Below are 12,618 nucleotides of genomic sequence, written 5' to 3'. Positions count from 1 at the left end.
AGGGCTTATTTTTTATTTAAAATAAAGACCAAAACAGCACCTAAAATCAGTGAGCTTGCTATTAAAAACTCAAAAGTAAGCTGCTCAGATAAAAATATAACCCCAGCAAATGCTGCAAGTACAGGCACACATAACTGTACAACCGCCGCTTGTGTACTTTTCAGTAGTGGCATGGCCACATACCAAATGCTGTAGCCAATGCCTGATGCAATAGCGCCCGAAGCACACGCCAGTAGCACTCCTTCTATACTCACTGTTTTTAAATATCCTATTGCTACAAGTAATAAAACAGGAATAGCCACTAAACTTCTTATAAAATTAAAGGCGGTGGTACGCAGCGGCGATACACACGCTTTACCACGTATACTGTAAACGCCCCAAGCAACGCCACTTAACGCCATAAGTGATGCCCCTAACAAAGAAGGCACTGCCGCAGAGGGCAACATTAAATAAACAAATCCAGCTAACGCGACAAAAAAAGCTCCCCACTGCAACTTACTCAGCTGCTCTTTTTTATATATGCCCCAACCAATCATGGTCAGTTGCACCGCCGAAAATAAAATGAGCGCACCGGTGCCTGTATCTAGCTCTATATAAGCAATAGAAAAACAAAGTGCATATATCAATAAACTAATGCTGCTACGCCAACTTCCCGTGTCGCTTAAAATAGCGTTATTAAGCACGCCCTTACGTTTTAGGTTATACGTATATACAGCCATAATTAAGCCTAAACAAACGGCTCCGCTCAGTAGCCTAATTATTGTAAAATTCCACGCATCAATATACCCTTGCGCGAGCGCCATACGGCAAAGTAAAGAGTTTGCCGCAAAGGCTATTAATGCAACTAGGGTGTATAAAGTGGCTTTCAAAATCGCTCCTTAGCTAAAACCTTATAATGAAATGCTTTAAATTGGCTTGCTTAGCCAGCAGTGTATTTAAGCAGCTGAGCCATTTAGCTGTAAAGCCGCATTATTATATTTACTATACTTTTAATCGATGCTTTATAACTTTCTATACTGCTCAATTGCTGTAATTACGCAGCTATTCTCTGCTATTCACAGGCTATTCATGATGATTTGCCTACCTTCAATACACGTAACTAGGGCTGACCTTAGGGAGAATGATTTCAATCCTCACAGTTTTATATGCCCTTAAGTAGGCTACGCTTTTTTACACTATTTCACACAAATCTAAAACCAGAGTATGTTAATCTTTAAAACCTAACTATATAGGAGTGCTCAGTGCGCCAAAGTATAATTTTAAGTGTTTGTTTTATATTAAGTGGATGCAGCACCATAGGCTTTAATGATTTATTTAACGACTATGCAAGCCAAATGACGCCTGTAAGAAACGCAATTCAAAATAACAATATTGAACAGGCCAAATCACTTATTGCAAATAACAGTAAATTACACAGTAGCTATTTACTTAACCAATTAGAGCAAGCCCGTTTAAAAGACCTTGCTAACGAGCAAAGTGTTTCACAACAACAATTTGAAAACGTATATACCCAGGTACAAACAAAACGAGAAGCTGCAAAAATTCAATTAAGTGCAGGGCTTGAACAAAGTAATGCCTTATTTACTAACGACTCTGCCATTACTTATGTACCACCAGCATATGAAATGAGCATGCTACATAGCTACAAAGCACTTAATTATGTATACAGCAGTGATTTAGAAAGTGCCTTAGTTGAAATACGCCGCGCTAACAAAGTGCAAGTAGATGCACTTGCTGATAATCAAGCACAAATAAACGACACAATAGAGCAAGCACAACAGCATTACCCAAGTATGAGTAATGTAACGCGCGGTATTAAAAATGGCTTTCAGAATGCCTTTACGTTTTATTTATCTGCGCTGTTGTACCAAAGTGATAAACAATATGATGATGCTTACATTGATTATAAAAAAGCACTAGAGATTCAACCTGACAATCACTACTTACAGCAAGATGTTATGCGTTTAGCTAAAAAGCAAGGCTTTAACCAAGATTTAGAAGAGTTTGAGCGCCGCTTTAGTCCATTACAACCTTTATCCGCCAAACACGGTGAAGTAGTTATATTGGTTGAACAAGGCTTAGTGCCCAAGCAAGATGAGTTTAAATTACGTTTGCCTATTTATACCTCAGGTGGCGATGCGCGTTTTTACAGTTTAGCGATGCCGGTTTATAAAGATAATGCGTTTATATCTCCTCTTACTGGTGTACAGGTAGGTTCGCAAAATTTACAGCTAAACCCATTGGTACACATAGAGGCACTCGCCGCTAAAACATTAGAGCAACAAATACCGGCTCGCGTATCTAGACAAGTATTACGCTTAGTAGCCAAAGAAAAAGTTCGCGCAGAGCTTGCTCGCAGTACAGGCGATGTAGGTAATATTATTGCTAATATTTATAACTTGGCGTCTGAGCAAGCAGATACACGTAGCTGGCTTACTTTACCTAATCAAATAAGCGTGGCACGAAGCAGTTTAAATGCAGGATCGCATACTCTTTTAATAGGTAACCATACGCCTATTAATTTTACCGTTAGTAAGCAAGGGTTAACCTTAATTTACCTAACCTCTATTAATAACTATTTTAACTACCATGTGGTTCAACTTTAGGAGTCATCATGAAATATACTTTGCCATTAATGGCCGCATTAATGCTTGGTGCATGTGCAAGCCAACCGGACACTTCAGGCATTTCGGTTGAGCAAAGCAAAAATACATTTAACGAGCAGTTACATGTTGATAATCCTGCTCTAGGTAAAAAGCTTGCCATTACCGATGTTAAAACACGCCAAACAAACCAGTTAACCGACGTGGTAGTAACACTAAGCAGCCAATATAAAAAGTCGCAATATTTGCAGTATCAGTTTAACTGGTACGACAAAGACGGGTTTGTAATTAAAGGAAACCATTCACCTTGGCAAGCCTTAACACTGTTTGGTTTTTCTAAAACACAATTACCCGGCTTAGCGCCAACACCAGATGCGGTTACCTTTTCTCTCGCTGTAAGAGAAGTGTCTACCGACGCACAAGAATTTAAAGAATAAGGGTTATAAAGATGATCACTACGCAATTTAAAACATTATCAAGCTATGCAGTTATTGGCCTTAGCGCGCTCATTTTAAGCGGTTGTGCTAATAAAGCCGTAGTTAGTTATGGAGACGCGCAAGCAGTAGAAACAACCGATATAAACTTCGGCTCTACCGATTTACAAAAAGTAGCCAGCCAAATGACCGACTCATTACTTAGCTCGCCAGTTGTAGGCACAATGACGCAAAACAAACGCCCTGTGGTATTTGTTGAGCGCATTAAAAATAAAACCAGCGAGCACATAGACACTGAATCTATTACCGACTCAATCTCTACTCAACTTCTGCGCAGCGGTAAGTTTCGTTTTGTTGATATGACCCGTGTTGAATCAGTGCGTGAGCAGCTTAACTTTCAAAACGAAGATGCCCTTGTAAACCCTGCAACTGCCGTTGCCTTTGGTAAACAAATTGGTGCGCAATACATGTTATATGGCAACCTTTCGAGCATTGTTAAGTCAAATGCTGATAAATCTGATGTGTATTACAAATTTACAATGCGCTTAATGGATATGGAAAGTGGCCTAGTAGAGTGGGCAGATGAAACTGAAATTCGTAAAACGAAAGAAAAATCGACATTTGGTTGGTAATTAATTATCACGCGAAGGCAAAAAATTGCCTTTGCGTAGCACCAACAGGAGACATCTATGAAAGCCTTAACCATAGCAATGTGCGCTTTGCTTACGCTCAGTGCACCCAGTTTTGCAAACTATGAGCGAAACAAAGCCGTGCCTGTGCAACAGGTTTTATTTGGTGATGTAAAATCGGTACGCAAAATTACCGAACAAGAGCTTGTTCAAGACAAAAACAATGGCTGGAAAACCTTTGGCGGCGCTCTGCTTGGCGGTGTTGTAGGTAATCAATTTGGTGGTGGGAGCGGTCGTACCGTTGCTACTATTTTGGGCTCAGTCATTGGCGGAAGCGTTGCTCATAATAATCAGCAAAAAAGCTATTATAAGCAAACCCACCTAGTCGAGTTATTGATCCAGGTAGAAAATGGCGATCAATACATGGTGGTACAAGATCAAGACCAGTCAATGCGCTTTAGTAAAGGTGATAACGTACGGTTAGTGTATTTAAGTGATAATACCGTAAGAGTTGACCGCGCGTATTAACGAGCTATATAAGCACTAACGCTTTAATAAAAAACGAGCTAATTGAGCTCGTTTTTTATATTTCATAACACGTCAATTGGTATTGACTAAACTTGGCGATAGTCTTTAAAAAAGCGCTGCATTTTAAGCATCGCACTCGATAAATCGTCTTTGTTAGGTAAAAACACTAACCTAAAGTGATCAGGCTCTGGCCAGTTAAAGGCACGCCCATGCACTAATAATATTTTTTCTGCTTTTAGCAAATCAAACATCATTTTTTCATCATCAGTGACATTAAAATGAGCCGTGTCTACTTTAGCAAACGCGTAAAGCGCCCCTTTTGGTTTTTTACAGCTTATCCCTTCAATGGCATTAAGCCCACGCCAAGCAATATCGCGCTGAACATATAATCGCCCGCCTGGATCTATTAAGCTATCTATTGATTGCACGCCACCTAATGCTTGTTGAATTGCATATTGCGCGGGTACATTCGCACACAAGCGCATGGACGATAAAATATCCAGCCCTTTACGTAAATCTTCCATTGCCGAGGTGCGCCCGCTTAGCACCATCCAGCCCATTCGCATACCCGCCGCACGGTAGGTTTTAGCTAAGCCATTAAAGGTAATAATGGGCACATCGTCGCATAGTGCGCCAATCGAGGTATGGGTTATGCCATCGTATAAAATCTTTTCGTAGATTTCATCGCTAAGTAATAACAACTTGTGCTCGCGCGCCAGATTAATTAACTCTAACAGTAAATCGTCACTATAAACCGCGCCGGTTGGGTTATTAGGGTTAATTAGTACGAGTGCTTTTGTTTTTGAAGTAATTTTACTTTTTATATCAGCAATATCCGGAAACCAATCTTGCTCTTCATCACATAAATAATGAACAGGGTTACCCCCTGCTAATTTAACTGATGCAGTCCACAGTGGGTAATCTGGGGCAGGTATTAGTACTTCATCATCGTTATTTAATAACGCTTGAGTGATCATTTGAATAAGCTCACTCACCCCATTACCAATATAAATATTATCTACATCTAGATTATGTAAACCGCGCTGCTGATAATGCTGATAAACCGCTACACGGGCTGAATATAACCCTTTAGAGTCGCAATAACCTTGGGCCGAATACAAATTTCGAATAATATCACGGTGCATATCTTCTGGCATATCAAAGCCAAATGCAGCCGGATTACCAATATTTAATTTAAGAACCTTTTGACCTTCGTCTTCCATTTTTTTAGCTTGCGCTAAAACCGGCCCACGAATGTCATAACATACACCTTCTAATTTGTGACTCTTTTTTATATCTGACATTGCTACCTCTTTGGGCGTAGTGGCTTTATTAAATCAAAATTTGTTAAATCTAGGGAGGGGTTTTCGCAGCGCGTGAGATATAACCTGATTTGGTTTGGTAATTCGAGGGAGAAAGTGGCTTAAACAGCCCTTAAATATAGTTTTATGTGTTGTTATTGTTTTATACATTAACAACACATGTGCTTTAGGTAATTTAAAAATTAAACACTTTGAAAAAATTATTCCCGAAAGGCCAAACACGCCCTAGTTAAGGCATAGATTAACCTATTAAAGGCGCAAAATACTAGCCTAATTAATTGCTTAATACTGAAATAAATTCACGTTAACAAATCAAATTAATTAGATTCTACCCACGCTCTTAATTCGGCCTGTGAACCACTTACTTGCGCTAATAAATCATTAGATGCCGTTACGGCTTGCGCTAAGTTATCTTGATTTAGGTTAAGTTCAACATCACGGGCTACATCAGATAAACTCGTAGCACCAAACTGAGCCGCGTTCGATTTTAAACTATGAGCATGACGAATCGCCGCTTCTTTATCGTTACCAATGGTTGCAATAACTTCATTACCAAGGCGCTCAAATTCACTGCAGCAAAATTCAAGTGTATCTTTAAACTGCTCACCAAGTAACGACTGCATGCTTTCTAAAGCAGCCTTATCTATTTGTACTTCTGTCATATTTTAAGCCCTTCTAAACATTCCGTGTCATTTTATAATTAATAGTATTACTGTATATCTATGCGTAAAAAAATCCAACTTAATTAGTTTATAAATGTATAATTATCAAAATATACTCACAATAAAAAGTTTAATTAATGACTCGCCAAGTTTGTGAACGCTGTTTGTTTACGCCCTCTACCTGTATATGCGGGGCCATTAAACATTTAACAAATAAAGTTAGTGTGGTTATTTTACAACACCCCAGTGAAGAAAAAATAGCGAAAAACACGGCAAAATTGCTTAACTTGAGCCTAACTGACTGCAAAATAATCAAAGGGGAAAATAACACCGACTTTGCCCAGCTCAACTCTTTACCTGTAGACTCCACTGTACTGCTCTACCCTAATGAGCACGCCACCAACTTAGATGATGCAAACTCAAAGCCGGCATTAAGTAACATTACGCACTTAATCGTTATTGATGGCACTTGGAAAAAAGCTTATAAAATTTTACAGCTCACCCCACTACTCACTAAATTTAACACAGTGAGCTTTAAGCACTTACCGCAAAGCCGTTACGCTATTCGAAAAGCCCCCAGAGCCGATAGCCTCTCTACACTTGAAGCTGTTGCACATAGTTTGTGGTTAATAGAGCAGCTAAACCCTGCGCCACTTTACAATTTATTAGATGAATTAATACAAAAACAAACCCAACACATGCCAAAGCACGTAAAAGCACGTTACTTAAATTAGCCATAATTAAACTTAAATGCGTAATTACCCAAACAGATTAAAACGCGGATTCAATCGAAAAGGACCTGACTACCGCTTTGACGACCAAGTTGACTTTAGCGATATTAGAGATACCTTTGGCTTTAGATCTATGGTTGTAGGTAAATGGGTAACCAAAGAAGAGCATTTCATTAGTGCAAACTTAATTTACGATGCTCTCGCCGACCTTGCTCAAATATTACATTTACCGCCCAAAGCCATTGGCCTGCGCGGCAAACTAAATTTTGCCTTTGGGCATGGCGGTCAAAAAGGCGTACAAGCGCATTATAACGCAGCCTCACAAACGCTTGCCCTTGCTAAAAATGCCGGCGGTGGCGCACTAGCCCACGAATGGTTTCACGCATTTGATCATCACATAAGCGAGCATTTATTTAACGCAAAACCTCGCTTTGGGTTTGCTTCAAAACTGTGGCTTTCAAACATACCTAACTTAGTTCACCCGCTTAATAATGCGCTTAATAATTTTTACAAAGAGGTGTTTTTAGATGAAGGCGGGCATGACGCAAATGAATTTGTACAAGCGTGTATAAAGCACGACCAAGCACATAATATGAATTACATGAGCATGCCTGAGGAACTAGCAGCCCGCTGCTTTGAAGCCTGTATAGAAGCTAACAGCACGATTCAAAATAGCTTTTTAGTTAGTGGCTTAAAAAACAGTAATTTAATTTACCCAGATAAAGAGCATATTGATAAAGCAAATAAAGCGCTTAATAAGTATTTTGAACTACTGGGCTATGCGCTTCATAACTCAAAATAACTCATAAACTACCTTGTAATACCAATTCGCAATAGTACTCAATCATTTTGCGCATTGATATAAATCTTTATTTACGTGAAAAATCTTATATTTAATCTATCCTATCCTAAAGCATTAATAATTTTAAATAAGTAGCATTTAAATGGTAAATACTGATTCTACATATAAAAAGCGCAGCGCTTTCTCTTTTATTTATATTGCGCCCTTAACTGTTATAGCTATTTTATCGATCTGTATTCACTTTATGCTTGATGAAGTAATTGAAGCACAATCTGATACAGGAAAAATAGTCAATGTAAGTGGTCAACAAAGAATGCTTTCACAGCGAGTCAGCATGTTTACTTTAGAGTACTTAATGTATGGCTCGCAGGATTCTAAATTACTGGCCATTAATGCTTTAAACTCTTTAAAAAACAATCATAAATACTTATTAAGTGAGCACTATGGAGCACAGGTATTAGGCGATGAAAGCCCGTTATCAGACGAGTTGTTAGCAATGTATTTTAAAGAGCCAATTAATGTTGATAAAAAATTAAGGATGTTTTCAGATAGAGTTGAAGAGGTACTGAAGATAAAAACACAAACACTTAATTTAGATACAGTGCAAGAAAGCTTTTTTTCTTTAGCAAAAGAGCCACTTTTAAAAGCATTTAATACGGTGGTTATGCAGTACGAAAAAGAAAGTGTTGATCGAGTTAAAAGGCTACATACTATTCAAGGTATTGTAATTATTGTAATTTTACTATCTATTGTAGTAGAGCTTTTACTTGTTTATAAAGCCAGAAATAAAAAAAGTATTTAATATCAGTTCGCCCAGTTAAATAATTAAGCGTTTAAGCTAGCCAACACAGCGGGCATTTAAACGCTTAATAGTTATATATTGTTATAAGTTATCGTCACTAATACGGCTTGCTACCGCACTGCTTTGATCTTTATATTTTGCATCTTTACGAATGTTGTATGGGTTTTCGCACGGGCCTGAAAGCATTTCAAAGCTCATTGCACCAATTTTCATTAATGGACGCAGTGCCAGTGGTAACTTACCTGAGTTATAAAATTCTAAAACAATATTACCGCTCCAACCTGGGTCGATTCTGTGTGCTGTTACATGCACCATTAAACCTAAGCGGGCAAGTGATGAACGCCCATCTAACCAGCCTACTATATCAGCAGGTAATGTCACTTTTTCATGGGTAATTGCCAGTGCAAGTTCACCTGGGTGCAAAAAGAAAGCTTCCCCGTCGGCAAGCTCAATCTCTTCACTCATTATTGATTCCATGGCTTTATTTAACTGATCTTTAGGGCCACTTAAATCTACATACGCTGCATTATGCGCGTTAAAGGTTCTAAATTTGTTGCCTAAGCGCAAATCGGCAGTCACGCCTGAAATCATTTCGCTCGTTGGCGCAGGCTCAATCACAATGCGGCCATCATTTAAGTATTCTTTAATATGTGTGTCTGAAAGTCTCATTTTAATTAATCTTCTGTAATCACAATTTCAACACTGTTTTGGTGCTGCTGATAAAAAAGCGTGCTGGCAATCAGTCTTGCCGCTGCACTGTATGTATTGCTAATAGCCGTGGTGTTATCGCTGGCAATAAGTTTACCCTGCTCTGAATATTCACGAATATCTATAGCAAGTGGAATATGGCTTAGCACCGGTACGCCGTGTTTATGGGCAAGTTTTTCAGCGCCGTCTTTACCAAATACATGGTTTGCTTCACCGCAGTGAGTACAAATGTAATGGCTCATATTTTCAATTAAACCAAGCACAGGTACGTTTACTTTATTAAACATAGCAATACCCTTTTGTGCATCGGCTAAAGCTAAGTCTTGTGGCGTAGTCACAATAACCGTACCGCTGGCAGGCACTTTTTGGCTCATTGTAAGTTGTATATCGCCCGTACCCGGTGGCATATCAACAATTAAATAATCAAGTTCGCCCCAATCAGTTTCGTTTAATAACTGATTGAGCGCACCCGATGCCATTGGGCCCCGCCATACTGTTGCATCATCACTTGGTACTAAAAAACCGATTGATTGCGCTTGGATCCCATTAGCGTTAAACGGCTGTAGTAGTTTGTTATCTTTGGTTTGTGGCTCTGCACCTACAAGCCCTAAAAGCATTGGGATAGACGGCCCATAAATATCAGCATCTAAAATGCCTACTTTTGCGCCTTCATTTTTAAGCGCGCCTGCTAAATTAACCGCGGTGGTTGATTTACCCACACCGCCTTTACCCGAGGCAATAAGCACAATATGTTTAATGGCTTTAAATTTTGCAGGCTCTTTTATAGCCACCACAGAGTCTATGGTAACCGGTGTATTTATACTTTCACTAACGTGCTGCTCAACTAACGGCATTTCTGATTGAGCCGCAAATGGTAGCGTTATTTTAATGTGTATTGATTTATCGTCATTTTGTGAAATGGTCTCAATAAAACTTTCATCAATACCTACGGCAAATGCCGCACTTCGATACGCCGCTAAGGCAGTAATAATCGGTTGTTTTTGCACCGATTTAGAGGAGAATAGTTTTGACAGTCCAAACATAGCAATTAAATAGCGTTTCTTTGATGAAAAGTGCCCCAGAATTATGTAACATTCAGGGCATTAACACCAGTCAATTAACAAAAATCCATAAGCTGCGCGTACCGTTAGTCCAAAGCTTATGGATAAATTAATGATAACCGCCTTTTTTGTAGTAAAAATGGTGATTTATCCTCAATTCGGAATGATTATGACGCAGCGAAAGATCCTCATTACCAGCGCATTACCTTATGCAAATGGCCCTACTCACTTAGGCCATTTATTGGAATATATTCAAACTGATATTTGGTCACGTTTTCAAAAACTACAAGGCCACGAAGCGTATTATGTTTGCGCCGACGATGCTCACGGCACGCCAATTATGCTTAATGCGCAAAAGCAAGGGATCACGCCTGAAGAAATGGTTAAAAATGTAAGCATTGAACGCCAACGCGACTTTGCCGACTTTAACATTAAGTTTGATAAATATCACAGCACCCATAGCGCAGAAAATAAAGAGCTGAGTGAGCTTATTTATAATCGCCTTAATGATGCAGGCCATATTAAAAAGCACACCATTTCACAGTTATTCGACCCTGAAAAAGGCATATTTTTACCCGACCGCTTTGTAACAGGCACTTGCCCTACGTGTAAATCTGAAAACCAAAATGGCGATAGCTGTGATTCGTGTGGCGCAACTTACAGCCCAACCGAACTTATTAATCCGCGCTCTGTAATGTCAGGTGCTGAGCCTGTACTTAAAGATTCTGAGCATTACTTTTTTGACCTTCCAGCATTTGAAGGCATGCTAAAAGAGTGGTTACACTCAGGCTCTATTCAACAAGAAATGGCTAACAAGTTAGATGAATGGTTTACCGATGGCTTGCAGCAGTGGGATATTAGCCGTGATGCCCCATACTTTGGCTTTGAAATTCCAAATGCACCAGGTAAATACTTCTACGTATGGCTTGATGCGCCGATTGGCTACATGGCAAGCTTTAAAAACCTATGTGACGAAAAAGGCCTAGACTTTGATGCATTTTGGGCTGAAGGCTCTGATGCTGAGCTATACCACTTTATTGGTAAAGACATTATTTACTTCCACAGCTTATTTTGGCCAGCCATGCTAGAGGGCGCTAATTTTAGAAAGCCAACTAACGTGTTTGCACATGGCTTTGTAACTGTAAATGGCGAGAAAATGTCTAAATCTAAGGGTACGTTTATAAAAGCACGTACTTACCTTGATAACTTAGACCCAGAATATTTACGTTATTACTACGCAGCTAAATTAAACAGCGGCATTATTGACCTTGATTTAAACCTAGAAGACTTTGCACAGCGTGTAAATTCAGACCTAGTAGGTAAAGTAGTAAACATAGCGAGCCGCTGTGCAGGCTTTATTACTAAAAAGTTTGATGGCAAGCTAAGTAGCACCATTATGCAGCCTGAGCTTTTAGCTGAATTTCAAGCTGCTGCTCCAAGCATTACTGCTCATTATGAAAACCGTGAATACAGCCGCGCGATTCGTGAAATTATGGCGCTTGCCGACAAAGCAAACCAATTTATTGATGCCGCAGCACCTTGGGTACTTATTAAAGACGAGACAAAACAGCAAGAAGCGCACGACGTATGCTCGCTTGGTCTTAACTTGTTCCGCGTTTTAATTACCTATTTAAAACCTGTATTGCCTGGTATGGCTGCAAACGTAGAAGCCTTTTTAAATGACGACTTAGCGTGGGATGGTGTTCAAAATGCACTAATAAACCACCCTATTAATAAGTTTAAGCCGTTAATGCAACGTGTAGAAATGGATAAAGTGAACAAAATGGTTGAAGAATCAAAAGAAAGTCTAGAATCAAAAGTAACAATTGACCCAAATAGCCCTCTTGCAAAAGAGCCAATTAGCGACGAAATTGAGTTTGATGACTTTGCAAAAGTAGACTTACGCGTAGCTAAAATTGCTAAAGCAGAACACGTTGAAGGTGCCGATAAACTACTTAAACTTACACTTGATTTAGGTGGCGAAACACGCCAAGTGTTTGCGGGGATTAAATCGGCCTACGCACCAGAAGACATTGAGGGCAAACTTACTGTAATGGTTGCAAACCTTAAACCACGTAAAATGCGCTTTGGTATGTCAGAGGGTATGGTATTAGCTGCAGGCCCTGGCGGTAAAGAAATTTACATTCTTAACCCAGACGATGGCTCAGAGCCAGGTATGCGTGTAATGTAATTTATTACTTATAAAAAACCGCTGATATTTCAGCGGTTTTTTTATGAGAAAAGAAACGTTTATACCAATTCGCTTAATTAAATTATCTATTTTGATGATGGAAAAACGTGTTAATAGTTGGGTAAAAAATTCGCTATTTAGTTTT

Annotated in this window: 13 protein-coding genes; 8 read left to right on the top strand and 5 right to left on the bottom strand. The window is 39.2% G+C overall.

Features of this window, described 5'->3' with window-relative positions:
* Window positions 1–5: 5 nt before the first annotated feature.
* Window positions 6–869, bottom strand: coding sequence for a DMT family transporter (locus tag QUE46_RS07275; RefSeq protein WP_286247227.1), 864 nt, complete (start codon window positions 867–869; stop codon window positions 6–8).
* Between the two features lie 372 nt (window positions 870–1,241).
* Here QUE46_RS07275 and QUE46_RS07270 point away from each other — a divergent pair, with 372 nt between their 5' ends.
* From QUE46_RS07270 to QUE46_RS07255, 4 genes are read left to right on the top strand one after another with little or no spacing between them, the layout of a single operon-like run.
* Entirely contained in the window at window positions 1,242–2,606 is a 1,365-nt protein-coding gene (locus QUE46_RS07270) for a COG3014 family protein (RefSeq protein ID WP_286247225.1), read from the top strand.
* An 8-nt stretch (window positions 2,607–2,614) separates the two neighbouring features.
* The gene (locus QUE46_RS07265) at window positions 2,615–3,040 is read left to right on the top strand and encodes a YcfL family protein (protein ID WP_286247224.1); all 426 of its coding nucleotides are present in this window, start codon (window positions 2,615–2,617) and stop codon (window positions 3,038–3,040) included.
* Between the two features lie 11 nt (window positions 3,041–3,051).
* The gene (lpoB, locus tag QUE46_RS07260) at window positions 3,052–3,669 is read left to right on the top strand and encodes a penicillin-binding protein activator LpoB (protein ID WP_286247222.1); all 618 of its coding nucleotides are present in this window, start codon (window positions 3,052–3,054) and stop codon (window positions 3,667–3,669) included.
* Window positions 3,670–3,726: 57 nt separating this feature from the next.
* A complete protein-coding gene (locus QUE46_RS07255; protein ID WP_004587767.1) occupies window positions 3,727–4,194 on the top strand; it encodes a glycine zipper 2TM domain-containing protein in 468 nt (155 codons plus the stop codon).
* A gap of 86 nt (window positions 4,195–4,280) precedes the next feature.
* Here the strand turns inward: QUE46_RS07255 and QUE46_RS07250 are convergent, their stop codons facing one another.
* Window positions 4,281–5,498, bottom strand: coding sequence for a pyridoxal phosphate-dependent aminotransferase (locus QUE46_RS07250; protein WP_286247218.1), 1,218 nt, complete (start codon window positions 5,496–5,498; stop codon window positions 4,281–4,283).
* Window positions 5,499–5,833: 335 nt separating this feature from the next.
* The gene (locus QUE46_RS07245; RefSeq protein WP_286247216.1) at window positions 5,834–6,178 is read right to left on the bottom strand and encodes an Hpt domain-containing protein; all 345 of its coding nucleotides are present in this window, start codon (window positions 6,176–6,178) and stop codon (window positions 5,834–5,836) included.
* A 137-nt stretch (window positions 6,179–6,315) separates the two neighbouring features.
* Between QUE46_RS07245 and QUE46_RS07240 the strand changes: the two genes are divergently transcribed.
* The 3 genes from QUE46_RS07240 (at window position 6,316) to QUE46_RS07230 (ending at window position 8,513) form a co-directional block, all read left to right on the top strand.
* Entirely contained in the window at window positions 6,316–6,912 is a 597-nt protein-coding gene (locus QUE46_RS07240) for a tRNA-uridine aminocarboxypropyltransferase (protein WP_286247215.1), read from the top strand.
* A 16-nt stretch (window positions 6,913–6,928) separates the two neighbouring features.
* Window positions 6,929–7,711, top strand: a complete 783-nt coding sequence (locus tag QUE46_RS07235; RefSeq protein ID WP_286247213.1) for a CLCA_X family protein — start codon at window positions 6,929–6,931, stop codon at window positions 7,709–7,711.
* Window positions 7,712–7,853: 142 nt separating this feature from the next.
* Window positions 7,854–8,513 carry a type IV pili methyl-accepting chemotaxis transducer N-terminal domain-containing protein gene (locus QUE46_RS07230; RefSeq protein WP_286247211.1) on the top strand — a complete coding sequence of 220 codons (660 nt, stop codon included), beginning with the start codon at window positions 7,854–7,856 and terminating at the stop codon, window positions 8,511–8,513.
* Between the two features lie 81 nt (window positions 8,514–8,594).
* Here the strand turns inward: QUE46_RS07230 and dcd are convergent, their stop codons facing one another.
* Together dcd and apbC are read right to left on the bottom strand one after the other, a co-directional pair.
* The gene (gene dcd / locus QUE46_RS07225) at window positions 8,595–9,182 is read right to left on the bottom strand and encodes a dCTP deaminase (RefSeq protein ID WP_286247209.1); all 588 of its coding nucleotides are present in this window, start codon (window positions 9,180–9,182) and stop codon (window positions 8,595–8,597) included.
* Window positions 9,183–9,187: 5 nt separating this feature from the next.
* On the bottom strand, window positions 9,188–10,264 hold the full coding sequence (gene apbC / locus QUE46_RS07220; protein WP_286247208.1) for an iron-sulfur cluster carrier protein ApbC: 1,077 nt from the start codon (window positions 10,262–10,264) through the stop codon (window positions 9,188–9,190).
* 187 nt (window positions 10,265–10,451) lie between these two features.
* On the opposite strand from apbC, the gene metG reads away from it, so the two are divergent.
* Entirely contained in the window at window positions 10,452–12,473 is a 2,022-nt protein-coding gene (gene metG, locus QUE46_RS07215; protein ID WP_286247205.1) for a methionine--tRNA ligase, read from the top strand.
* The last annotated feature ends 145 nt before the right edge of the window (window positions 12,474–12,618 follow it).

This window comes from Pseudoalteromonas sp. MM1, assembly GCF_030296835.1.
Lineage (GTDB): Bacteria > Pseudomonadota > Gammaproteobacteria > Enterobacterales > Alteromonadaceae > Pseudoalteromonas.
This window is presented reverse-complemented; position numbering and strand designations above follow the sequence as displayed.